We start from the raw sequence: 23,383 nt of genomic DNA, 5'->3' as shown, positions 1-23,383 counted from the left end.
TTCACCCTGAATTCAAATGTTTATTGTAAATATTGTCTCTTTTCCGTCCAGCTTTAAATGAATTTCATGTTCAGTTTTGTCTTTTTCTGTTATACTGCAAAGGTAATCTCCACCCTGAAGAAAAAAACCTGCACTTCCGTCGGAAGATGTGTAATCGTGCAAAGGCAGGTTGTTGTCCTTTTTCATTATAATTTTAAGTCCCTGGACTGGAACGTCATTCTTTTTTACTATGACAGACACTTTCGAGGGTTTTGTACTGAAATTCCTGATCTCCTGAAGTTCAGGGGAGACAGATTCGGGTTTAAGGTACTTTTTGTTGAAAACACGCATCCTTGATACGAGAGAATCAGCAATTCTTTTATCGGTTACAAAAAGCTCAAAAAATCCTGTTTTGTCAAGATTATAAATTACGCTGTCGCCGTAAAGCATTCCGTATTCATCAATCTGGGCAGCACCCTCTATTTCCCCGTTTATAAAAAGAAGGATAATACTTTTTTCTTCATCGCTTCCTGTTGCAATGGCATTGTATTTTTTTTCATTTTCGTAACTTAGAAGTTTGTTATACTCAAACCTTCCTGAATATTGTGACCCTGATATCGCTTTTTTAAAGAGTTCTGATATATCCATAAATCCTGAAATCCCCGTTTTCAAATTCTTTTAAAAGCTGAAGTGACTGCCGTCGCTCTGTAATGTGGATGACTATATTATTATATCTGTATTTTTATGACATTATTTATGATATTAAGATTCTATTGGATGCATTGCATTTGAATATATCTATTTTATCCGGTTCGTTCAATAATCATCGCCAGACATAAAAAGTGTGCCATACAATCTTTATTGTTAATGATAGAACCACTTCTGATTTCGTCTGTGGCTGTTATAATCACACTGTTATATGCATCTGTGAGGGATTTAAGGGAAAGACGCGTGCCATTTAAAACCTGGTATCCCATGGTTGCGGTAGGAATACCGATGGTTATCTGGACATATACTGTTTTGTTTATGACCGGTTCCGGGAGCATTTTTGGGTATATTTTTCTGACGGCATTACTCTGTTTTATGTTCTATTTTTCATCGGCGTATCTGCATCTGTTCGGGGGAGCGGATGCCTGGGCATTCATTTTTATAACTATGATGATACCCCTGTATCCGGTTGAACCGTTATGGGGTTATCCGGCTATAGCTTTTTTCCCGCTGACAGTTCTGATAAATGCGGTTGTACTTAACATTGTGACACCTCTGGGAATACTGTTATACAATTTATATAAAGGCAACAAAGCACCGCTTTTTTATATGCTTGTAGGCTTTCCGGTTGAAGGAAAAAACATAACAGATTCTTTTGGTTTTATTATGGAGGACATAGAAGAGACCGATGAGGGCTTGAAAAGAAGATATATTTCCTTCTCCGAATCGCTTAAGAGAATGATCTCAGGTAAAAGAAGGATGTACACGGGAGACTTAAAAAATCATCCGGAGGAATATGAAAAAGAGATCAGGTTGTATAAACGCTGCAAAAGTGTATGGATATCCTTTGGCGTTCCTTTTATAGTACCTATTCTGTTTGGTTTCGTAACAGCTCTTGTTGCAGGTGATATCTTATACGAGGTTTTTATATTAATTTCAGGAGTTATCTGAATGAAGATCAGTTTTGATAAAAACGGCCTTGTTCCAGTAGTCGTTCAGGATTGCAGGACCGGAAAGGTTCTGATGGTAGCATGGGCCGATAAGGATGCGGTGGATATGACGGTCAGGACCGGATATGCACATTACTTTTCAAGAAGCAGAAATAAAATCTGGAAAAAAGGTGAGGAAAGCGGGCACGTCCAGAAAATAGATGAGATATTAATAGACTGTGACTGTGATACGCTTTTATACAGGGTTTTTCAGACCGGAGGTGCCTGTCACACCGGCTATGACAGCTGTTTTTACAGGACACTGGATGGAAAAATTATAGGAAACAAAATTTTTGATCCTGATAAGGTATATGCTAATTAGGTATTGAATACATTATTTAAAGGGAGGTTTTTAATGAAACTTATACCTGATACAAGCGTCGTCATTGACGGACGCATCACCTCGATGATACAGGAGTCTGGTGAATATAAAGGGGCCACAATAATTGTTCCGGAGGCCGTAATAGCAGAACTTGAAGCACAGGCCAACCAGGGACGTGAAATAGGTTTTAGTGGTCTTACAGAGCTTCAGGAGCTCTCAAAGCTTGCAGAAGAAGGAGTTATAGAACTGCAATATGTCGGAGAAAGACCGAGTCTTGATCAGGTGAAACTTGCGAGCGGAGGAGAGATTGATGCACTGATACGAAAAGTGGCTTTGGATTATGAAGATGCAAAATTTATAACAAGCGATATTGTCCAGTCAGAAGTTGCAAAGGCAAAAGGACTGGATGTACTTTATTTAAAGCCGCAGACAGGTGAATTTTCACCGCTTACAATTGACAACTTTTTTGATGAAAACACACTGGCAGTGTTTCTAAAAGAGCGCGCAAAACCTGTTGCGAAGAAGGGGACGCTTAAAGAGAGCAAAAAGATAGTCCTTTCAGACAATCCCATCTCAGAGTATGAGCTGCGGCATATCGCACAGGAGATCCTTGAACGTGCCAAACGTGATCCCGACGGCTTTATTGAGATGGAAAAGCGCGGAATAACGATAGTTCAGATTGGTTCCATGAGAATCTCGATAGCGAGGAGGCCTTTCTCGGACGGTATGGAAATTATTGCGGTGCGGCCTATTGCCGACATGTCCATTGATGATTACAGCATGGCTTGTGTAGTCAAAAAAAGGCTTCTTGATGGTAGGAGAGGCATAATAATTACAGGGACACCAGGTATGGGGAAAACGACCCTTGCCCAGAGTATTGCACTGTTTTTGTCAGATAATAACTTTTCAGTGAAGACCATGGAAGCCCTAAGGGATATTCAGGTTCCGGATAATATTACCCAGTACACTGCTCTTGAGGGTAGCATGGAGAATACCGCTGAAGTAATGCTTCTTATGCGCCCTGACTATGTTATTTTTGATGAATTAAGAAAAAAAACTGATTTCAGTGTTTTTGCGGATATGCGTCTTGCAGGAATCGGTATGGTGGGTGTTGTACATGCAAATGATGCCCATGATGCTCTGCAGAGGTTTTTTGGGAAAACAGAGTTCGGGTTCCTTCCACAGATTATTGATACTGTGATATTTGTAAAAGACGGGGACATCTCAAAAATATACGACATAGCCTTTGAATTCAAGGTTCCTGAGAGTATTCCCGATGAAGAGGAGGAACTGTCTTCAAGGCCTGTTATATCTGTAATAAACAGCGGTAGCGGAGATTTGGAATCAGAAATATTCAGGTATGACAGCGAACCTATTGTTTTGAAGTTTTCCTCAGCCCGTGAAAATGAGAATTCCGCAGCTGAAAAGTCATCAGGTATGCCTGACGAGGACATATCCACAAAACTTGTTGAAAGAGAAATCCAGAGGGAAATAGGAAGATTTACTGACGGCCCTGTTGAAGTGAAAATGCAGAGTGAAAACAAAGCTGTAGTTTACATTGATGACAAGGACGTGCCGGCTGCAATAGGAAAAGGCGGAAAAAATGTCGCTTCAATAGTAAACAAACTTAGTATAGGCATAGATATCCGTCCTCGTTCTGAGTTTCCCAAAAACAATCTTAAGGAGACTGTTCCCGAGATTTCTTCTTCCTTTGAACCTGTACCCCCTGCACCTGCATCGGGAGATCACGGAATTGAAATAAAGGTCGATAAAAAATTCCTTTCTATCTGTGCCAAAGAGCATAAAGGAAAAATTGTGGATGTTTTTGGCGGGAAAGAATATCTCTTCACGGCAACTGTAAATGATCAGGGTGAGATTCACATGTCCAAAAACAACAGCATAGCTATGGAGATGATCCGCCGCTACAATGACGGAGAGGATATTCGGCTCAGACCGGTCTGATAACTTTTTTTCTTTTTTAAATTATGGAGTGATTCAATTTGAGTAAATATGATATGAGAGATTGCGAAAAAGAATACCGTGAGGAATGGGCTCATGATTTTGAGTCTGATCCTATAAAAGGTGCTGAAAAGTTTTATCTCAACGTTGCTTACCCGTATCCGAGTGGCGCGATGCACGTAGGTCACGGAAGGACGTATATCGTACCTGATGTTATTGCACGTTTCAAGAGAATGCAGGGTAAGCATGTCCTTTTTCCGATGGCATTCCATGTTACCGGGTCACCTGTAATAGGAATTTCCAAAAGAATTGCAAACGGAGACGAGAAGACAATCAGACTTTACAGGGACCTTTACCGTGTACCTCAGGATATAATATCAAAATTTACCGAGCCGACGGAGATTGTCAGGTATTTCAGCGACGAATATGAAAGAATTATGCGCTGTTGCGGTCTTTCCATCGACTGGAGGCGCAGGTTTACTACAGTCTATCCGCAGTACAGCAAATTCATAGAGTGGCAGTACCTTCACCTGATGGAGCAGAACCGGATTGTAAGAGGTGCACATCCTGTAAAATACTGCCCGCAGTGCGACAACCCTGTCGGGGATCATGACCTTCTGGAAGGAGAAAAGGCAGAAATAGTAAAGTATGTCCTTATAATGTTTAAGTGGGGGGAGTACAGTCTGCCTTGTGCTACACTTCGTCCTGAGACCACATACGGTGTTACAAATCTCTGGATAAACCCTGATGTAATCTACAAAAAAGTGAAAGTTGACGGGTCCAAATGGATTTTGTCACCGCAGGCTGCATTAAAGATATCATACCAGGAGCATGATGTTGTCGAAGAGGGTGAAATAGCAGGAAGAGACATTGTAGACCAGACAGTTTCGCATCCTTTATGCGGGGACATAAAAGTCCTGCCTGCTGAGTTTGTGGACCCCGATATGGCAACGGGAATTGTCATGAGTGTTCCGGCCCATGCACCGTTTGACTACATTGCACTGCGTGATCTCCAAAACAGTGGAAAGTATACAGATATTACTCCTGTGTCTCTTATCTCCGTTCCCGGTTACAGCGAGTTTCCGGCAAAGGACGCCGTGGAAAAGTCAGGAATAAAAGACCAGAACGACCCCGGAGTCGAGACCCTTACGCAGGAAGTGTACAGTGCCGAATTCTCCAAAGGGAGGATGCTTCCCCAGTATGGTGGAAAACCTGTGAAAGTTGCCAGAGAAGAGTTTTCTTCTGTCATGCTTGAACAGTACGGTTCACTCATAATGTATGATTTTGACAACAGGAATGTAATGTGCCGCTGCGGGAGCAGAGTTTACGTAAGAATTCTTAAGGACCAGTGGTTTTTGCAGTACAGCGATCCCGAATGGAAAAAGCAGATTCATGAACAACTGAATAAAATAAGTCTTGTCCCTCCTGAAGTACGTGCGGAGTTTGAAAGGACTATTGACTGGCTGAATGACTGGGCATGTACAAGAAAGGTTGGTCTTGGAACTTATCTCCCGTGGGATAAGAGCTGGCTTGTTGAGCCCCTTTCGGATTCGACAATCTACATGGCATTTTATACAATTGCCCACAAACTGCTGAAAATAGAGCCGGAAAAACTGACTCCTGAAGTTTTTGACTATATTTACAGGGGTGAGGGTTCACCTGATTCGCTTCCTGTTCCAAAAGAGACAGCAGAGGATCTAAGAAATGAATTTTTGTATTGGTATCCTTACGACTACAGGTTCTCGGCAAAGGACTTAATATCCAACCACCTGACTTTCCAGCTGTTCCACCATAAGGCATTGTTCTCTGACGATCTTCAGCCGAAGGGAATGGTGGTCTTTGGAATGGGACTTCTGGAAGGGGCGAAGATGTCTTCTTCGAAAGGGAATGTGGTCCTTCTGGAGGACGCCATAAATGAAGTAGGTGCGGATACGGTTCGTATGTTCCTGGTCGGAAGTGCAGAGCCGTGGCAGGACTTTGACTGGAGAAAAGAGCTTGTCTCATCAACTAAGAAGCAAATAGAAAGGTTTTGGAATACAGTCCATGATAACGATGAGGCACCTTCGGGTGAGTATCCTATAGACAGGTGGCTTCTGTCAAGAATGCAGGACAGAATTGCTCATGCCACTGAAGCCCTTTCATCCTTCCAGACCCGCCAGGCCCTTCAGGAGGCATACTTTGGAGTTGAATCAGACCTTAAATGGTACCGCCGCCGTCTGCCTGCAGATGTGCAGGGATCGGCAGTTCTTAAGGAAGTCAACAGTATCTGGATAAGGCTTCTGGCACCTTTCATACCGTTTACATGCCAGAATCTGTGGGAAGCCACAGGTAATTCCGGAAACATCTCGTTTGCACAGTGGCCCGTCAGTGATGAATCAAAGGTAGATATCCAGACAGAACTTGCAGAGGAACTTCTGGAAAGGACGGTAGAAGATATCGAATCGATTCTGAAGCTTATAAAGGTTGACTCAAAAACCCCTTCGGTGACTCTTTATATATCACCCGCCTGGAAATTTGAGATATTCAGAAGAATTGCCATGACAGATGATAAAAAGAAAATATTCTCTGTTCTTATGAAAGATGAGTCCATTAAAAAACGCGGAAAGGAGGCTGCCGATGCAATTAAGCAGATAACAAACCTGATTCACAGGTTCCCGCCGGAACTTGTCAGCAGGCTGTGCGAGTATGGTATTGATGAAAAATCCGTTTTTGATTCGGCCAAGGAGTTTATTGAGCATGAATACGGAGTCGAATTAAACATTGTATGCCCTGATGAGAGCAGTCACCAGAAAGCGCGTATGGCACTTCCGTTCAAACCGGCGATATTAATTGAATAAAAAAATATTTAAAAAAATTATTTCTTTTTTACTGCTGTGGTAGTTTTCTTTTTCCTTTCCTTTGTGTTGTACCCTGTTACGTATTCCAGATAATTCCTGAATCTGGAATTTGTGTCAAGTACAATTTTGTCTGCTTCATCCTCCGGGTGACTGTCATACAGTTCACTGTCGGACTCAGTGTCTATGCAAAGCATGCTTCCTTTATCGTTTATCCACGCCTCAAGATATTTGAAAGATCCATAATTTATACTGAAATGACCTGATTTTTCATCAGGCTCTTTGTCAAAATATTTTATGAGTCCGTCTCTGGCCCTTTCGTTCAGGCCCTCTTTAAATCCTCTTTTTATAGAGTATTCCTGCATGGTTTATTATTTAACACAGCCTGCATTAATTTTTTTTGGATGGGATATCATAATCAGCGCCTTAGATGATGCATACATTATTATCTTTTTTTGTAACCTAAGAGACATCCGGAATTAATATTTGGTGAGAATGTGGCTCTGTAGAAATCCTTAATCGCTTTTTTCAAGAAGCATATTGTGAATGATAATTCTTGTCTTAATTTCTTTGAGTTGGTTGTAATATTTTCTCGAACGTAGTGTGTCGCCATATTTACGTTTAATCATTGAAAAAACGCATTCAACAAGATTTCCTTGTCCATACGTTTCTCGATCAATATTTTCATCATTCCAAACCGGAATTTTTTCTGGGCGGAGCTTTCAGTCCCATTTTCTCACAGGAATTTGTGAATCTGCGTCATAGCCTTTATCCAGGACCAGCAGACTCTTTGAATCAAACTGCAATTGACGTTTTTACAAAACTTTTATGTGTTTTTCTTATGCGCTTTGAATAATAGTCGCTTGCATAATCACTGGTAAACCCGGTTGCATCAATTGACGTAATTGGGGTCCTTAATAGTTTCAGGAATTATCTGAGAAAATAATGCAGAAATTAATTTTTTTGTCTTTTCGGTTAAATCAGGACCTGCTCTTGGTCCAGTATCATCTTTCCTAAAACTTTCGTTTAATTCACCAGTCTGACCCCTGCAATCCCTGAACTCTGTTTTCATCCAAAGAATCCGATGCCACCAAGGTATTTTCATCATTTGAAGAGTTCATGCAACCTGAAAAAAAGCAGGAGAATATAATTACAAAAATTATTACGGAAAATTTTAGTTTCCATATAATCTTATTTAATTCAAACATATTCACTGTCACATATAAAGGGAGTTGTAGTATTTATCCAGATAATCAATGTCAATGTCCTTATAGTGAAGGGCAAGAACCTCCCCGGTATGTGCATCAATTATAGCCTGATAAGTATGAGTATCAGACATCTTATCGGAATCTTTTTCTACATTAAAATCCAGTGTCCAAATCAGGCGTATAGGCGTAGTATTGTCATAATACACTGAAATTCCCGTATCCCAGGATAAAGCTTCAGATTCATTACCTAAAAAATCGTATTTTTTTATTTCCCCGGGGTAATTAGTGTTTATTTCATCCTCAACAATTTTCTTAGCTTCATTAAATGATACAGAAGGTACTGAAGAGGAAAAAGTATGATTACACAGATCCGGAACAGTAAAATGACATGATGTTACGTTACCTGAAATTGAATTAATAGTCATCATTAAAATAGGACCGCCGTTTAGTCCTTCATACATATTGTAGTACCTTACAAAAATTTCTGCAGCTCTGCCCTTTTCTTTTAATTTCTCAAGACCTACGTAATTTGAGGTATTTACTATTGAAAATTTATTCTCAGGATCACCCACATCATCAGGGCCTTTACCAAAGGCCTTCATTACAAATGATTTTGCAATCTCTTCTCCTTCTCCAAGAGTTAATTTAGCACTGCCGGAAGGTTCGATATAACCTGAGGATTCATAGACAGAACGTATTTTGCCTGTTTTAGCATCAATTCTCGCCTCATAAACACTCCCATCGGATGCTTCTTCTATATCCTTAAATGTATAAACATCAATTGCAGGGTTCTGTGGATCATTTTCTTCCCAGGGTATTTTTCCTTTTACTGTTTCAGGTATAAAATCAGGGAACAACTCAAGAATGTAATCACTATACCCGTCAAAAATTTCACTTAAGCTTTTTGGCTCTCCTGTGCTTTTTTCAGGATTTAGAGTTTCTGTAAGAGTATTTTCAGAACCAACAACTGATTCAACAGGTGTAGCGGTTGTTGTTGTGGTAACTACGTTTGTATCTGTATTCTCTGTCTGGGAAGTACAACCTGAAGAGATACAGAATAAGGTTAATATTGCAATAGGTACTATTAATTTAAATTTACCTGAAACACGTTTGGATTTAATCATTTTAACCTCAAATTATAGTTTATTTTAGTTTTCACAGATCATATTTAATAAAGGCTTTTGAAAGTCTTTTTTCACTTTAACCAGAGATTATGATTTAAATTAAAAGACAAAACTTCTTACGCCACAATCCTCTACACGTTATTTCTCCTGAAAAATTTATTTTAAAAAATCACCTCAGATCAAGCCTCATAAACTTCACATAGGCTATCCCAAAGAAGACAACAGGATATGCAATAAGAAAGAGGATATTACCCCAGACCTTTTCGATTATGTCGGAAAAATCAGGCTGATAATCCGAATCGCTTTTTTCAAACGACTGGGTCCATACATACCTTACAGGATCGGTAAGAGCCGAAGAAATTTTCCTGTAATTCGTATCGTATGAGATATAATAGACAAGATTTGTAAGCTCCATCTCATTCTGGTAATACGCTTTCACCTGCGAATTGTAATCATTCAGCTCCGAAGAATCAAGGGCATTCGTGTTGACCGAGGGTTTAGGGCCAAGTACAGAATCGACAGTATAAATTCCTGCTGAATATACGACATTTGTTAACAGAAGAAAGAGGAGCAGTGAATAAATAAAAGACATCCCGCTTGTTTTGGAAAAAGAAGAGACCATTAAGGACATTACAAATACTCCTGACAGATAAAGAACAGTTACAAGCCAGAATACAAATATAAATTCCATCTGGCTGAAGTCAGGAACTATGCTGTAAACAAAAAGAATGCCAAAAGTAAGGACGAAAACAACAGTTACTGCAAAAACAATCGAGGCTATGCCCCCAAGTGCCTTTCCGTTTATTACCTCGTCACGATATACAGGAACAGATAATATCGCTTTCATCGAACCTGTCTCTCTTTCCTTTGTAATCAGATCGAATCCCAGAACTATCGCTATGACAGATCCGAATATTGAACTTCCGGCTATACCTGAAGAAATCCCTCCAAAAATATTCTGGGCAAGCGGCAGACCGAACAAAGAATAACCGCCCGGACTGCTCAGACTTTCAAGGGTCTTTAGATAAGAGCCGATATCCCCAAAAACATCAATTTCAGCAAGTACCAGCATTACGACAAGAAGTGCAAGAAAACGAAAACTTGTAATGTTGTCGCGGAATTCTTTTATCCCGATTAAGGTAATTCTCTTAAAATCCATAAAAACGCCACCTCACCGAAGGTCAATCCTCATGAACTTAACATAGGCTATTCCAAAGAAAAGAACCGGCCATGCGATAAAAACAATCAGTTTTACCCATTTGTCACCAAGAGTCTCCCAGAACGTCGGTTTTTCAATATCTGCACCAAGGTCAGGATTAAGGGAATAGCTCAGAAACCCAATCTTTTCTGAAATAACGTAGCTTGACGGAAGTGTTATCGCACTTGCTATGTCGTTATAGACACTTCCTACAGAGAACATATTGAAAAAATCATGGACCTCAAGTTCGTTTTTTTCGTATTGATATTTTGCCTCATCAAACGCCTCAGACTGCATGTAAGATCCCATGTCGTAGTTGTCTTTTGAAGGCTCCTGACCAAGGATAAGGTATGTCCCAACATCTCCACCACCGGAAGGGATGACATACACCAGGCAGAGAACTACAAGAAAAGACAATACAAGTGCTCCACCGCTTGTTCTGGCAAAAACGGACGACATCAGAGACAAAGAAAAACTGTATGTCATAAAAAGCATTGTAAGAAGCCAGATAAACCCTATAAGGAGGACTTCGTCAACTGAAGGTACAACCCCGAAAACAAGCAGAACACCGCATACGGCTATAAATCCTGCAAGAGTCACTACCGCAATCGCGGCAATTCCACCTATTGCCTTGCCGTTTATGAGTTCATCACGGTAGACCGGCCTTGAAAGTATGGTCTTCAGGGACCTCCCCTCTCTTTCACCTGATACCAGATCGAAACCTATAGCAATTCCTATGATGATTCCAAGCCCGTCTATTCCTACTACGTTTGTAATACTGTTGAATACTTCAAGGACCGAAGGAAAAAACAGAACTCCCTCATCACCGTTATTGTAGCTTTCAAGGGAATTTTTATAATTGGTCACACCGTTCGAACCTGCAACACCAAGCACTATGCAGGTGATACAAAAGAGTATTATAAACTTTTTACTTGTAATCTGATCAGAAAATTCCTTTTGGGATATTACCTTAAGGCGATTTAAATCCACTATTTATTCCCTCCTGTATACTTTCAGGAACAAATCCTCAAGGCCCGGTCTGTCAAGGTACATCTCGGTTATACCGCAGCAGTTACCGTCAAGCTCTTTTGCTATCTCCTCTCTGATATCCTTTTTAACCCTGATTTCAACGCCGTTTTCAGTCCTGTCAACACCGAGGATTTCAGGATTTGAGATTGATTCGACGAAACCGTAGACGTCAGGATTGATTGATTTTATTACAATTTTCTGAGGGGTGTTGCTCTGTACAATCAGTTCGTCCTCGACATCCTCAACAGACCCTCTCGCAACAAGTTTTCCCTGCGAAATTATGCCGAGAGTGTTGCATACCGCACGGACTTCCGATAAGACATGCGAGCAGATAAGAATCGTTTTTTTTTCTTTTTCAAGCTCTTTTATGATTTCACGGTATCTTAACACACCCTCGGGGTCAAGGTTTGCAGTCGGTTCGTCAAGAATTATTACTTTCGGGTCGTTTAAAAGGGCAAGTGCAAGTCCAAGCCTCTGGTTCATTCCGCGGGAGTATTCGCCTACCTTCTGCGGGACGTCGTTTAGCCTCACACTCTTTAAAAGGGTCTCGATTCTCTCCTCCCTTTCACTTTTCGTAATAGGGTAGAACTTTCCCAGGTAATCGAGATTTTCATACCCCGTCAGATTTCTGTAGAAACCGACGTCTTCCGGAAGATAACCTAAAATCTCCTTTCCCTTAAGCGGGTCTAAGGCGACATTGATACCGTCAACCGTGCAGCTCCCGGAGGTAGGCTCAATCATTCCGGCAAGCATCAGGATTGTTGTGCTCTTTCCGGCACCGTTCGGGCCCAGAAAACCGAAAACCTCTCCGTCGCCAACCTCAAGGTTTAAATTGTCGACAGCTTTTTTTCCGTTATATTCTTTGGTCAAATTTTCTGTTTTTATCATTATTTCACCCCGTACTCCCATCAAAAAAGCCAAAAATGGTTATGATCCATTATTAGCCATATCTGCCTGAATCTGACCCATAATTTCCTTTTCCTCTTTTGTATACGGGGGTATTACAATATCCCTGTATCTCAGAGAAAGAATTCCACCCGTGTTTGCATCAATCACGACCTGATTTATACTCTTTCCATTTACTTCACGCATAGACTTGTCGTTGAAATAAATGTACCAGCCTACTGTTGAAGTCCCGTAGTCATCAAAAACCGCCAGATTATTTTTGGAGTTATACTTGAGGTAATAGATCCCAAGGTCTTCATCAGGGTATTCCTCCTTTAATTTTGACTCAAAAATATTCTTTGCCTCGTCAAAAGTGACTGACGGTGATTCAATCAAAGAACTTATATTTTCATGCTCAGCCTCACTTTTGGAATTGTCCTTATAGTAGAGAAGTCTGTCAATATACATGTCGTATCTGATAAATATCTCGTCATCCAAATCACTGACTCCATTACCGTACATCTGAACTCTTTTAAATGTCGAATATCCACAGCCGTTTTCTGCATCAAGATTTTTCTTTCCGGTGAAAAAATCAGGCCCCGCTTTATTTACATAATCTTCGCCTTTCAGCTTTTTGACATATTCAATGGATTTGTTTTCAGCTTCTTCAAATGTAACTCTCTGGACTTCTTTATTTGAAGGTGCGTCCCAGACAACTGAACCATAAAAAACAATTTCACCCGTTTTTCCGTCTACTAATATTTCAACTGAATCTTCATCCTCCCAGTCACCACGTGCAGACATCGCCGAAAGGAAATTATCGGTAGTTGCATCCGCACTTTCAAATGAAATACGAGGATGACCATAATGTGACGAAAACATGTCAGTCCACAAGTAATTTTCATCAAACGAACCGTTCAAAGACTCTTCTTTTACATACGGAAAAATACCAAGGATTTCCTTTTTTGCAAGTTCGATAAGCTCATTTTTTGTTTTATCATCATAAGGAGGATTCACATCAGGCCAGGAAATGTTAAAAGAAGTCCCACCGGAAATGTCTGATGAATCTTCACCAAGTACTATTTCCGTTTCTTCAGCGGTTGGTGCCATCGAAACATCTTCCTTTGAAATATTATTTACATTCAAGACATTTTGGCCGCTTTCCGAACATCCGGATATCAAAACAAAAAAAACTAGGAATACAATTGCCAGACTTACAAAATTATATTTGCACCGCATAAACATCACTTCTCTAATGTAACTAAAAAAGGGGTAGATTAGAATCATCAAAGAAGATGATATTGTACCCGGTATTTGTGGTCACTTGGGTTAACTGAATCAAGGCTGCTTTCTGTGTATGGATTATCCAATTTCATTTTGTTGGAATAATGACCACTCACGGAAGCTGAACTGGCACTAATTTCAGTATCACTGCCACCGTCCATGTAATACCCGTCATCGTTATACAAAGTAACAGCAAGAATAATTCTTTCTGCATCTTCACCATTCTTCATTTCTGCCGAACCGGAATATGTTGCATAATTTTGGTTATAATAATGGCCATCAGCAGTTACCCAGTAATTAGAGTTTACTGAGCTCACCGTTGTAGCTGCACTGGCAGGCCCAACAATCGCGGCACCCTCAAGAAGCATTACTACAAGGAAAATGCCAAGCTTTTTTGAATTGAATTTTTTCATTTTTTCTTCTCCTTTTCTCAATTTTTTGGTCTTTTTAATTTTTTGTTGAATTTTTCATTTTTTTTAGATTTCAATTTCAATCCGGCCTTTAACCCGGATTTTTAGCTTAACTTTTTTTTCCATAAGATTCCGGTTTTCTAATCAACAGTCAATTTTCTTCTGCATTTATCCATCAGATTTTCACTAATTTAATCCGTGAATTTCAGATGAAAATTTTTACATTCTCTAGTCATTTCAGATTTTGTGTTTTGCTGTGTAGAAAACCGTTTGAATTTCTGCATATTCACATTCTGCAACTGGTGAACATGCAGTTTTAAAAGGGGCGGTTAAATCTGGATGATTTCACGCAGACTGCATAAACTTTCATTTCAGACTCTCTTCAAAAGTCTTAAAGATTCGCAGTTCTTTTAAGCCCCCCCTTTTATGGTGTCTTTCGATGGAAATGGTATCTCCATTGAAGACAGAAGGAAAGGATGAAATTGCAATCTGACTACTTTGGCTTTTTATGAAATTTCGTTCTTTTCTTCAGGCAGCAGGACAAAAATATCAGGTCTGCGGCCATTATTTTTCTCTTCTTTTGTCTCCAGATATACCATTTTGAGTATTCATTTAAACCTTTTTTTGCACAACTCTCTACACGTTTTTTCTGATTAAAGAAGATATTCAACTATTCTGACATAATGTACTGATAAAGGATATTTCAGGATCATAAAAATACTGTATGCTCCAAAATTTATTCGACAATATAAATTTGTTAAATCATAAAAGAAACAGATTAAAATAGGAATATCTGTACACAAAAATATTATTCAATATAAAGGATGCACATGCATAAAAAACAAAGATCAGAATATACCATAGCAAAGCGCACCGGGAAAAAAATTAAAATTCTTATTTTAAGAATTAATTGCAACATTTATGTAAAGGACTTATAATAAAAGAATAATTGTAAATTTTGGCCCTGTAGAAACCCTTAATCGCTTTTTTCAAGAAGCATATTGTGAATGATAATTCTTGTCTTAATTTCTTTGAGTTGGTTGTAATATTTTCTCAAACGTAGTGTGTCGCCATAATTTCAAACCGGAATTTTCCTGAGCGGATCTTTCAGTCCCATTTTCTCACAGGAATTTGTGAATCTGCGTCATAGCCTTTATCCATTGCAAAACAACGGCTCTTTGTTGCTTTTTGAGTCTGAAGAATCAATTATTTTGCATGTTTTCTGTCATTTACTGGAGATTTTGAAAACTTCCATCTGGAGACCAGCAAACTCTTAGAATCAACCGCTATTGACGTTTCCACAAAACTTCTGCGCTTTTTTTCGATCCTATTTGAATAATAATGGCTTGCATAAGCGCTGGTAAACCCGGTTGCATCAATTGACGTAACCGGGATTTTGTGTCCCTTCTGCAACAATTTTCTGATTGTTTTCGCAAGAATTCTGTTGAATAAAAGTCCGGAAAAACGGGTGAAAAACTTATGAAGAGTTTTAAAATGTGGGATTTCTTTTAAATCCAATAGATCTTGTATTGGAGTTAAAATCTCTAAAATGTCACAGAAATCGCGATAATCAACTCCAATTTCTTCCTTTAAAATTATCAGTGAAAGAAGCTGATGCTGGTTAAATTTCTTTTTGGAATAAATTGATGAACGAAGAGGTACTCTTGACTTTTTTATAATCTCCTGAGAAATTTTCACAAGATTGATGTACCTGTTCTGCGACATTTGTTTGGGAGTTCCTCTTTTATTTTTTGGATAAATAATATTGGAACTCCTGTACGATCGATCTTTCGGTCGCTATTTTACAAGAGGATTTCTACAGAAGCCCAAAACCAGGATAATTCTTCACAATATGGTTCTTGAAAAAGATGAATAGGTTTTCTACAGAGCCAAGTTATGAACAATGGGCAAAAAAACAAAAATGAGATGATCCGGAATGTTGAAGTACTTTATTCCAGCGTAAAACGGGTATTATAATGTATGAAATATTAATCAACTGTACAATATAATAGCAATACCAAAACCTTGAAATTGTTTTTGCCTGATTTTCCGATAATGCTATATGCAGAGCTGTTTATATTGATATTCAGTATCAAATTGTTATTTTAATAATTAGAAATCGGAATTCAGGTGTGTATTATGGATGATGTAAGAGTTGTGTCAGAGTCTCCCAAAGGCGATGAGGTGATTGCCCTCATGGGTTTTCCCGGTAGCGGCCTTGTGGGGAGCATTTCGATGCAGTACCTCGTGGATAATGCAGGTTTTGAGTATATCGGGAGCATAACCAGTAAATATTTTCCCCCCGTTGCTATGATGGTTGATGGAGTAATCAATGCTCCTATCAGGATTTACAGCAAGGATTCATATGTTGCATTCGTGTCAGACATCCCGATTCATGCTTCGATATGTTATGAGGTTACACAGGGAATATTGTCATGGCTGAAGAACTATAATGTTAAAAAGATTGTTATTCTTGCTGGTATCGTAACAAATACCCCTGAGAAGAGGGTTTTTGGAGTTGCATCCGAACCTTCGTATCTTGAAGAGCTGAAAGACAAAACCGAGGTCCTTCCTATGGGAAGTATATCCGGGATGCCGGGAAGTCTGTTTACTGAATGCAAGTCGCTAGGAATTCCTGCCGTAGGTTTTCTCGGGGAAACAGTCCCTACTCCTGATCCAAGGTCTTCGGTATCAGTTCTGAAAGTATTAAATGAGGTATATAACTTCAATGTTGACATTGAGCCTCTTATAGAACAGGCTGAAGAGATTGAAGCATCTATGCAGAAAATGGCAGAACAGGTCCAGAAAAATGAAAGTGATTCAGATGTGCCAAAAAGGGAACATCTTCCGATGTACGGGTGATACAAGTGAAAATAAATGCATTAACCGGAATTTCACCTGCTGTAATCTCAGAGCTGAAAAAATCCAAACCGAGGACTATTGAGCTGCAGAGTGCGCACAACATAATCACCCTTACAGACGTTCTTCCGGGAGATCATGTTTTCATGACAGACATTGACCCGGATGACTTGTCTGTCGGTGATCCCGGTATAATAGTTGAGGTTTTGAGTATTGGAATCAATATGAAAAGGACAATCGAGTACGTTCACCCTTACTACTGTGAAGAGCGTGAGAGAATGTCGGTGCGCCTTAAGGTGAAGTACGTGGACAAAACCTTTGCAAAATGTGTTGAAGGAAAAGACTGGTCTAAGCCTACTGTTGTAGATATTGTCAGGTCATGTGTATATAGTGCTGGGTAATAATCTTATTTAATTCAATTTTTTGGAATCATTTGCAAAGAGTTAATATCTTGAATGTATAATGTTATAGAGCAAAGATATTGGTGTTTTTGGATCTGTGGCTTAGCCAGGACATAGCGCCGGGCTTCTAACCCGGATGTCGGGGGTTCGAATCCCTCCAGGTCCGCTTTTTATTATTTGATATTAAAAAATCTGTTTTAATTGCTTTTAAAAAGACAAATTTTGAGAGAATTCTCAAAACAATATCATCATTTGCGATTCATAATGTCTTAAAGAGGAGTGCACTAAAAAAAATCTGAAGCTAAAAATATTTTATTTAATTTAAAGAACTTTTGTTCCCGGTGAGACGTCTCTTTTTGTTGTAAGAAGAGATGCCTCGTCTCCTGCGGCAAGTATCATCCCGTTTGATTCGACACCGCATAGTCTGGCAGGCTTCAGGTTTGTAACGACAATTACCTGCTGACCTTTGAGATCTTCAGGTTTGTAAAATTTTGCGATACCTGACACAATCTGTCTTTTTTCATCACCAAGGTCCACCTGAATCCTGAGAAGCTTCTTTGACCCCTCTATCGGTTCTGCTTCAAGAACTGTTGCTGTCTTTAACTCTACTTTGGCAAATTCGTCAATTGTAATCATGTTTTCATCCCTGATATTAGAATTTTCTTTTAGATTCGCTTCATTAACCCTTTTTCTGAGGGTTTTTTCAAACTCCTCAATCCTTTCATCTTCTATTTTATTAAATATTATTCTTGGTTCCGGAAGAACTTCGGACTCAAACCCGGTCAGAGCGTCATTTATGCTGTGGTCTTTTACTTTGTCCTTAAACCCAAGCAGTTCCCATGATTCCTGGGCTTTTTGCGGAATAACGCTGTCCAGAAGTATTGTAAGTGCCTTTACGACCTGGAGGCAGTTTCTTATAACCTGTTCTGTTGCGGTTTTATCTGTTTTGATAAGTTTCCACGGGGCGTTTGACTGGATATAAGTGTTGCCGAAGTTTCCAAGAGACATTACGGATTCTACGGCGGATTTAAACTCATAATTCCTGGCAGACTTGTCAACTTCCTCAATTGTTTTCTTTATCTGTTCTGTTATTTCGTTATCAGGTTCGGTTTTTGGTATGGAGCCTATTTTTCTGGATGTAAAATGCAGTGTCCTGTAAAAGAAATTGCCTATGGTGTCCACAATTTCATTGTTTATTCTTGCCTGGTACTCTTTCCATGAAAAGTTAAGCTCTTTTGTGTGACTGGTGTATGAGAGAAGATAATATCTGAGGTAATCCGCCGGAAGACCAAGGTCCAGATAGTCCTCATTGGTCCATACGACATAGCCACGGCTTTTTGAAAATTTCCTGTCGTCTATTTTCACCATTCCGCTTGCAATGACTGCATCAGGCGGCCTGAATCCTGATCCTTTTAGCAGGGACGGCCAGAATATGCAGTGGTGGTATATTATGTCCTGACCTATGAAATGGATTACCGGAGCGTCTCCTTTCCAGAACTGCTCCCAGTTTCCACCTGTTTTTTTGGCCCATTCTCTTGTGAAAGAAATGTACCCGATAGGAGCATCGACCCAGACATATACAACGAGGTCGTCTCTTCCTGGAAATTTTACACCCCAGTTGAGAGTTCTTGTTATGCACCAGTCGTGAAGGCCTTCTTTTATCCATCCTGAGGCATAATTTCTGGCGTTTAATGTTCCTTTAAGCCCGGGAAGATATTCATTCAGGAATTCAGCAAAGTCTGAAAGTTTAAAGAAATAGTGTTCCTGTTCGCGAAGTTCAGCTTTCTCTCCGCAGATTTTGCATACCGGGTCTATAATTTCTCCGGGTTCAAGGTGTTTGCCGCATCCCTGGTCGCATTCGTCACCTCTTGCTTTCTCCCCGCAGTACGGGCATATTCCTTCAACATATCTGTCGGGAAGAAACATTTTGCAATGGGGACAGTAGCTTTGGTTTATTGTTTTTTTGTAGATGTATCCGTTATCAATGAGATTTTGTATTATTTCCTTTGTCATATCGTGATTTATGGGGTCGTCGGTCATTCCGAAACGGTCGAAACAGATATTCATCCTCTTGAATGTTGTATCAAAATGTTCGTTATAACGTTCGGACATCTCACGCGGGGTAATCCCTTCGGCCTCTGCGCTTATCACGATAGGTGTTCCGTGATTGTCGGAACCGCAGACAAAAACCACATCTTCTCCGCAGTGCCTCATGTATCTTACAAAAAAATCAGCAGGTACATATGTGCGCAGGTGGCCGATGTGACACGGGCCGTTTGTATATGGAAGTCCGCATGTCACAAGTAAAGGCTTATTACTCATGCCTATCTTTTTAGCTTTTAGAGGGTATAAATACATAATATTCAATGAAAAAAAGGCAGAATGTTCTTTTAAAATCATTTGGGGCCGGCAGTCTGCGTGACCCGGAGCTGAGCGCACTTTTAAAATGGGTCAGGGAAGAGAAGAATACCTGCTGTGATCTTATATCATACAAAATTGAGTCACTGATAAAGGATCAGAAAAAATATGCCGATATCCCATGTGCAGGGGGTATGTTTTACAGTTCCAGAATTATGGAATCTCTCTTTGGAGTTAAGTCGGGTTTTCTGACATCCGAGCCTTACGTGGACACTGCATATTTTAAACTTGACGCTGAAAGGGTTTTCAGGCAGTCAAAGGGTTCCTACTTTGCCTTCCCTTCACCTTCTTCCCTGCCTTTAGAGGATGCTTTTTACAGGGACAGGTATGAATTTATAGGGTTTCTCTGCGATGAATACCAAAAAGTCATGCGTGAACAGCGAGATCTCGGTATAAAAGGCCATATTGTAATCTCAAATCATTTTGATGCAGTCGAACTGGAGGAGCTTTCGAAGGACAATGTTTTGTTTTTTTCGCCCGACGGGAACTCCCGCACATATGCAGCAGTTCTTGAATACCAGGACAGTATAGCCGTAAGTAAAAACCGGCTGCGTGTAATTTTTGAGCTGATGAACGAGTATGACATCAAAAATGTGGCTGTAATTGACGGGGAGAGGGATGATCTTGACCTGTGCCTGAGCCGTTTTGATCCTGAAAACATTTGCATGGGCGGTTTTGTAAGTGGGTATGGAGAAGATTACTGGAAAAAATTAAAGGAGAGGGCTTATGTTTTAAGATAACAGATTGGGTTTTTATTCTTCGCTTGTCTTTTCTGCCACATTAAAAAGCATCTGGTAATATCTGTTCTTTTTCAGCACCAGAAATGATACTTTGTCAGCAAGCGTGAACTTAAAACTGCCACCTGCTGCCGGGGGGTGTCCGCCGCCGTTGAAGCTTTTTGCTATAAGGTGGCTTACCGGGGGAACGGACCTTATTGAAAACTTACCGTTTTCGGAGACTATTACTTCTATATCGGTGTGAAGCTTTTCCCTTATTGCATGAGCTGTTTCACTGGGGTATCCGTAAAGTGGTGCAAAAGCGATTTTATATCTGCCCTCAAGAATTCTGGTATGCTTAAGGCTTTTTCTTATTGAATCGTTCTTTTCTTTCGATATACTTTCATATATTTCCAGGATCTTTTCGTTTGTGACACTACCTTTTTCAAGGCAGTCCCTTACCATGTCGAGGTATTTCCTTTTTGTGCAGACCTCCCCGAGTATTTTCGAGTTGGGGTCGTTGTGTCTCCACAGGTCGTAGTCGCAGACTACATGGGCGATATCTTTTGACCATTTGTCCTCCGGCATAAGATCACGCGCAACAACCCCTGTTGCACATGTCCCGGTGTCAACGCACAGGTAATCTGAAATTTTACTTATTTCAGATATTTCTTCGTCACTCCACCTGTGGTGGTCGCGCCACTCTATAACCCAACCGTTTTTCTTTGCGCTTTTTATTATTTCAGCCGCTCCTTTCTGGTACCCGAGATCGGATATACTGAGGGTATCTCCTTTTCCTGAGACCTTGCTTACGGCTGACAGATTTGTCAGAAATTTTCCGACAGAGGACCATATCGTAAATGTTTTACCGTATTTTATCCTGTGTATGGCATCGCACCCGGCTGCATCGAGGTCATTATGTGTCAGATGGACAATCTTTGATTTTCTCTCGTTTATCGCTTTAAAAAAATTGTTTTTGTCCTTTTTGTTACTTCTGTTGCTGCACATCGGTATTCCTGTATATTTCAATCTCAGTATAATTTATAGATAATGTAAATTTATGTCTGTTCAATCAGGTAAAATGTCAGATCTTTTACACAGATTAATTCCCTGACTATTATATCTTCATCAAATCAAATCATTTATTAGTCAGAATATCCAATATTATTTGCTCAAATGGTATTTGAGTGCCTCAATAGCTCAGCCTGGGAGAGCGCCAGACTGAAGATCTGGTTGTCCCCGGTTCAAATCCGGGTTGAGGCATCAGGATTCTGAGGTCTAAAGCCTTATCGGTTTTAACTTCGCAATTTTTTTATGTCTGTTTGTTAGAAGAATAACCGTTAAAGGATTTCTTCTAAATATTTTTTGTTCTGATTTCAGAATACCTTTGAAATCTATAAATAGGGATAATGCAGTCCGCAAAAAATCATTTAACATTGGTAAACTGTATGCAGAGAATATGTAGCATGATTATATCCTGACAGGAAAGACCTTCCATGACCCGGATTTCCGGGAATATAGATCCTGAAGGGATACTAGAGTGCCTGACGTCAACAGGGACACAACTGGACCTGATGAAATCCTACGGTGAGGTTAAGGACCTTATCAAAAAGGCTGTTCCTGCGCGTGACCGTGTGATTATTTCGGCATTGCATGGTCCGTGACAAGGATTTCATAGTCTGCCGCCCTGATCTGGTGTGATATCGTCTTCGATAAATATGGTGCCAAAATCTACATTATGAACAAAAAGATGGCAACGGACCCTGATTCTGTAGCCTAGGCGTTAACGCTTGTTCAGAAAAATCTGATTGAAAAAAATAAGGCTCAAAGTCGGTAAAAATCGTTATAATAAGGCGAAAGTCGTGATTTAAATAAATCATAATTCGGTCTTTTAACTAAATAGTAAATACAAATTTTAAATTTTTATCCACTGCAATCTTCTAATAGGCAATTATAACAATAAGAAATTGCAGTATCAAATACAAAATCAAGATCTCCTTTTTTGAAGTCTTCATTGTCCCATGAATTTTGTTTTCCCCGTGCAATTATCCCTCTGCATAATGAACCGTTTGTTGTTCCATTCTCTGCGAAAATTAAAACGTTTTTTTTATGCCTCTCATCGATCTTTGATAATTCTATTTTTGCGGATTCATTGCATTGGGGATTTTTATCATCATGAAAAAAGAATATTATGTGAATGTTAGAATACTCTATTAATTTTTCGCTAATCTCTAGATTTTCTTCGTCTGTTATTTTTGATTTGGGTTGTGGACAATCCAATGACATTTTTGTATTTTTATATCCTTCTTTTTTTAGGAAATCTCTAACTGATACTAGAACATATTTTTTATCGTCATCAAATGAGCCAAATATACCTATTTTTACTTTTGATTTATCCCTTGCTAAGAAAATTTTATCAGATTTATATGGAGAAAAGAAATCCTCTTTTCTATCTGGCATGATATACCATTAATACCATGTGATAATATTTTTATCTCTTGTTAACTTACATATATGTAAGAAGTCTCAATTTTGAGACTTCAATCTATAGATTTCTGTGGGAAGAACATTTCATAGTAAAGAGGTGATTATTATGAAAGATGAGGCAATTGAGGAGTACCTATCGGAGATTCCGTTAGAGATTAGAAATTCATTAAAGCCATTAGCGAAGGATAAAGCATTTGCAATATACATTGCAATTCTGAAAAATGAGGAGTTGAAATTTAATGAGATTAAAAAATGCTTTGGTACTTCATCATCGGGTGAAATAGATCGTTATCTCAAGGAACTTTCAAGAGCAGGATTAGTTAGAAGAATATCAAAAAATATGGATGACATTGGCATTTCAGAAAAGTCATATTATCAATCAACAAATATTGGAAAAAAATTAATTCGAGGAATATTGGAGGAACTATTAGTAAAACCAAACATTGAGAGGACTAAAAAGGAGATTTCGATTCAATTTAATCCTGTACTGGGTAGTGAGTATAGATTCACTAAACAGGAACTGGATAAAACTATGCAATATGATCCGAATATTGCAGGATGCAGTCCTTAAGA

The 23,383-nt window shown here is 39.4% G+C and carries 22 protein-coding genes and 2 tRNA genes; 11 read left to right on the top strand and 13 right to left on the bottom strand.

What is annotated here, in order from left to right:
* Window positions 1-12: 12 nt before the first annotated feature.
* A complete protein-coding gene (locus J2128_RS03825; RefSeq protein WP_209689781.1) occupies window positions 13-627 on the bottom strand; it encodes a hypothetical protein in 615 nt (204 codons plus the stop codon).
* Between the two features lie 219 nt (window positions 628-846).
* On the opposite strand from J2128_RS03825, the gene J2128_RS03820 reads away from it, so the two are divergent.
* The 4 genes from J2128_RS03820 to leuS are packed head-to-tail and all read left to right on the top strand — an operon-like array spanning window position 847 to window position 6,794.
* Complete coding sequence (locus J2128_RS03820) at window positions 847-1,638, top strand: A24 family peptidase C-terminal domain-containing protein (protein WP_209689780.1); 792 nt, start codon at window positions 847-849, stop codon at window positions 1,636-1,638.
* Window positions 1,639-1,998: a phosphoribosyl-AMP cyclohydrolase gene (hisI, locus tag J2128_RS03815; RefSeq protein WP_209689779.1), complete on the top strand. Its 360-nt coding sequence runs from the start codon at window positions 1,639-1,641 to the stop codon at window positions 1,996-1,998.
* Between the two features lie 33 nt (window positions 1,999-2,031).
* Window positions 2,032-3,960: a PINc/VapC family ATPase gene (locus J2128_RS03810; protein ID WP_209689778.1), complete on the top strand. Its 1,929-nt coding sequence runs from the start codon at window positions 2,032-2,034 to the stop codon at window positions 3,958-3,960.
* Window positions 3,961-4,013: 53 nt separating this feature from the next.
* The gene (leuS, locus tag J2128_RS03805; RefSeq protein ID WP_209690198.1) at window positions 4,014-6,794 is read left to right on the top strand and encodes a leucine--tRNA ligase; all 2,781 of its coding nucleotides are present in this window, start codon (window positions 4,014-4,016) and stop codon (window positions 6,792-6,794) included.
* 17 nt (window positions 6,795-6,811) lie between these two features.
* Here leuS and J2128_RS03800 read toward each other — a convergent pair whose 3' ends face one another.
* From J2128_RS03800 to J2128_RS03760, 9 genes are all read right to left on the bottom strand, one after another.
* Window positions 6,812-7,156, bottom strand: a complete 345-nt coding sequence (locus tag J2128_RS03800; protein ID WP_209689777.1) for a DUF5611 family protein — start codon at window positions 7,154-7,156, stop codon at window positions 6,812-6,814.
* A gap of 527 nt (window positions 7,157-7,683) precedes the next feature.
* Window positions 7,684-7,863, bottom strand: a complete 180-nt coding sequence (locus J2128_RS03795; RefSeq protein WP_209689776.1) for a hypothetical protein — start codon at window positions 7,861-7,863, stop codon at window positions 7,684-7,686.
* Window positions 7,864-8,007: 144 nt separating this feature from the next.
* The gene (locus tag J2128_RS03790) at window positions 8,008-9,123 is read right to left on the bottom strand and encodes a PepSY domain-containing protein (protein ID WP_209689775.1); all 1,116 of its coding nucleotides are present in this window, start codon (window positions 9,121-9,123) and stop codon (window positions 8,008-8,010) included.
* Window positions 9,124-9,292: 169 nt separating this feature from the next.
* Window positions 9,293-10,282 (bottom strand): ABC transporter permease subunit, encoded by a 990-nt coding sequence (locus J2128_RS03785; protein WP_209689774.1) that lies wholly within the window; start codon window positions 10,280-10,282, stop codon window positions 9,293-9,295.
* A 12-nt stretch (window positions 10,283-10,294) separates the two neighbouring features.
* Window positions 10,295-11,311, bottom strand: a complete 1,017-nt coding sequence (locus tag J2128_RS03780) for an ABC transporter permease subunit (protein WP_209689773.1) — start codon at window positions 11,309-11,311, stop codon at window positions 10,295-10,297.
* 3 nt (window positions 11,312-11,314) lie between these two features.
* Complete coding sequence (locus J2128_RS03775; RefSeq protein WP_209689771.1) at window positions 11,315-12,238, bottom strand: ABC transporter ATP-binding protein; 924 nt, start codon at window positions 12,236-12,238, stop codon at window positions 11,315-11,317.
* A 39-nt stretch (window positions 12,239-12,277) separates the two neighbouring features.
* Window positions 12,278-13,381: a hypothetical protein gene (locus J2128_RS03770; protein WP_209689769.1), complete on the bottom strand. Its 1,104-nt coding sequence runs from the start codon at window positions 13,379-13,381 to the stop codon at window positions 12,278-12,280.
* A 140-nt stretch (window positions 13,382-13,521) separates the two neighbouring features.
* The gene (locus J2128_RS03765) at window positions 13,522-13,953 is read right to left on the bottom strand and encodes a hypothetical protein (protein ID WP_209689767.1); all 432 of its coding nucleotides are present in this window, start codon (window positions 13,951-13,953) and stop codon (window positions 13,522-13,524) included.
* Between the two features lie 1,182 nt (window positions 13,954-15,135).
* Window positions 15,136-15,654: a hypothetical protein gene (locus tag J2128_RS03760; RefSeq protein ID WP_245323293.1), complete on the bottom strand. Its 519-nt coding sequence runs from the start codon at window positions 15,652-15,654 to the stop codon at window positions 15,136-15,138.
* A gap of 414 nt (window positions 15,655-16,068) precedes the next feature.
* Between J2128_RS03760 and J2128_RS03755 the strand changes: the two genes are divergently transcribed.
* The 3 genes from J2128_RS03755 (at window position 16,069) to J2128_RS03745 (ending at window position 17,355) form a co-directional block, all read left to right on the top strand.
* Window positions 16,069-16,791: a proteasome assembly chaperone family protein gene (locus J2128_RS03755; protein WP_209689765.1), complete on the top strand. Its 723-nt coding sequence runs from the start codon at window positions 16,069-16,071 to the stop codon at window positions 16,789-16,791.
* A 5-nt stretch (window positions 16,792-16,796) separates the two neighbouring features.
* Window positions 16,797-17,189, top strand: a complete 393-nt coding sequence (locus J2128_RS03750; RefSeq protein WP_209689764.1) for a DUF473 domain-containing protein — start codon at window positions 16,797-16,799, stop codon at window positions 17,187-17,189.
* A gap of 91 nt (window positions 17,190-17,280) precedes the next feature.
* Window positions 17,281-17,355 (top strand) — tRNA-Arg (locus tag J2128_RS03745).
* A 155-nt stretch (window positions 17,356-17,510) separates the two neighbouring features.
* Here the strand turns inward: J2128_RS03745 and metG are convergent.
* The gene (metG, locus tag J2128_RS03740) at window positions 17,511-19,511 is read right to left on the bottom strand and encodes a methionine--tRNA ligase (RefSeq protein ID WP_209689762.1); all 2,001 of its coding nucleotides are present in this window, start codon (window positions 19,509-19,511) and stop codon (window positions 17,511-17,513) included.
* Window positions 19,512-19,555: 44 nt separating this feature from the next.
* On the opposite strand from metG, the gene J2128_RS03735 reads away from it, so the two are divergent.
* A complete protein-coding gene (locus J2128_RS03735; protein ID WP_209689760.1) occupies window positions 19,556-20,347 on the top strand; it encodes a hypothetical protein in 792 nt (263 codons plus the stop codon).
* A gap of 12 nt (window positions 20,348-20,359) precedes the next feature.
* Here J2128_RS03735 and J2128_RS03730 read toward each other — a convergent pair whose 3' ends face one another.
* The gene (locus J2128_RS03730) at window positions 20,360-21,331 is read right to left on the bottom strand and encodes a DHH family phosphoesterase (protein ID WP_209689758.1); all 972 of its coding nucleotides are present in this window, start codon (window positions 21,329-21,331) and stop codon (window positions 20,360-20,362) included.
* A 181-nt stretch (window positions 21,332-21,512) separates the two neighbouring features.
* Here J2128_RS03730 and J2128_RS03725 point away from each other — a divergent pair.
* Window positions 21,513-21,586, top strand: a tRNA-Phe gene (locus J2128_RS03725).
* A gap of 233 nt (window positions 21,587-21,819) precedes the next feature.
* On the top strand, window positions 21,820-21,987 hold the full coding sequence (locus J2128_RS03720; RefSeq protein WP_209689757.1) for a hypothetical protein: 168 nt from the start codon (window positions 21,820-21,822) through the stop codon (window positions 21,985-21,987).
* A gap of 259 nt (window positions 21,988-22,246) precedes the next feature.
* Here the strand turns inward: J2128_RS03720 and J2128_RS03715 are convergent, their stop codons facing one another.
* Window positions 22,247-22,783, bottom strand: coding sequence for a hypothetical protein (locus J2128_RS03715; RefSeq protein ID WP_209689755.1), 537 nt, complete (start codon window positions 22,781-22,783; stop codon window positions 22,247-22,249).
* Between the two features lie 133 nt (window positions 22,784-22,916).
* Between J2128_RS03715 and J2128_RS03710 the strand changes: the two genes are divergently transcribed.
* A complete protein-coding gene (locus J2128_RS03710) occupies window positions 22,917-23,381 on the top strand; it encodes a hypothetical protein (RefSeq protein ID WP_209689753.1) in 465 nt (154 codons plus the stop codon).
* The last annotated feature ends 2 nt before the right edge of the window (window positions 23,382-23,383 follow it).

It is taken from the genome of Methanomicrobium sp. W14 (assembly GCF_017875315.1).
Classification (GTDB): Archaea; Halobacteriota; Methanomicrobia; order Methanomicrobiales; family Methanomicrobiaceae; genus Methanomicrobium.
The sequence above is the reverse complement of the archived record's forward strand: the minus strand, read 5'-3'. Positions and strand labels throughout refer to the sequence as shown.

Excerpts from the sequence above, each read along its gene's own strand:
- J2128_RS03825 (WP_209689781.1), bottom strand. The coding sequence starts at position 627 with ATGGATATATCAGAACTCTTTAAAAAAGCGATATCAGGGTCACAATAT.
- J2128_RS03820 (WP_209689780.1), top strand. The coding sequence starts at position 847 with ATGATAGAACCACTTCTGATTTCGTCTGTGGCTGTTATAATCACACTG.
- hisI (WP_209689779.1), top strand. The coding sequence starts at position 1,639 with ATGAAGATCAGTTTTGATAAAAACGGCCTTGTTCCAGTAGTCGTTCAG.
- J2128_RS03810 (WP_209689778.1), top strand. The coding sequence starts at position 2,032 with ATGAAACTTATACCTGATACAAGCGTCGTCATTGACGGACGCATCACC.
- leuS (WP_209690198.1), top strand. The coding sequence starts at position 4,014 with ATGAGAGATTGCGAAAAAGAATACCGTGAGGAATGGGCTCATGATTTT.
- J2128_RS03800 (WP_209689777.1), bottom strand. The coding sequence starts at position 7,156 with ATGCAGGAATACTCTATAAAAAGAGGATTTAAAGAGGGCCTGAACGAA.
- J2128_RS03795 (WP_209689776.1), bottom strand. The coding sequence starts at position 7,863 with ATGAAAACAGAGTTCAGGGATTGCAGGGGTCAGACTGGTGAATTAAAC.
- J2128_RS03790 (WP_209689775.1), bottom strand. The coding sequence starts at position 9,123 with ATGATTAAATCCAAACGTGTTTCAGGTAAATTTAAATTAATAGTACCT.
- J2128_RS03785 (WP_209689774.1), bottom strand. The coding sequence starts at position 10,282 with ATGGATTTTAAGAGAATTACCTTAATCGGGATAAAAGAATTCCGCGAC.
- J2128_RS03775 (WP_209689771.1), bottom strand. The coding sequence starts at position 12,238 with ATGATAAAAACAGAAAATTTGACCAAAGAATATAACGGAAAAAAAGCT.
- J2128_RS03760 (WP_245323293.1), bottom strand. The coding sequence starts at position 15,654 with ATGTCGCAGAACAGGTACATCAATCTTGTGAAAATTTCTCAGGAGATT.
- J2128_RS03755 (WP_209689765.1), top strand. The coding sequence starts at position 16,069 with ATGGATGATGTAAGAGTTGTGTCAGAGTCTCCCAAAGGCGATGAGGTG.
- metG (WP_209689762.1), bottom strand. The coding sequence starts at position 19,511 with ATGAGTAATAAGCCTTTACTTGTGACATGCGGACTTCCATATACAAAC.
- J2128_RS03735 (WP_209689760.1), top strand. The coding sequence starts at position 19,556 with ATGAAAAAAAGGCAGAATGTTCTTTTAAAATCATTTGGGGCCGGCAGT.
- J2128_RS03730 (WP_209689758.1), bottom strand. The coding sequence starts at position 21,331 with ATGTGCAGCAACAGAAGTAACAAAAAGGACAAAAACAATTTTTTTAAA.
- J2128_RS03720 (WP_209689757.1), top strand. The coding sequence starts at position 21,820 with ATGACCCGGATTTCCGGGAATATAGATCCTGAAGGGATACTAGAGTGC.
- J2128_RS03715 (WP_209689755.1), bottom strand. The coding sequence starts at position 22,783 with ATGCCAGATAGAAAAGAGGATTTCTTTTCTCCATATAAATCTGATAAA.
- J2128_RS03710 (WP_209689753.1), top strand. The coding sequence starts at position 22,917 with ATGAAAGATGAGGCAATTGAGGAGTACCTATCGGAGATTCCGTTAGAG.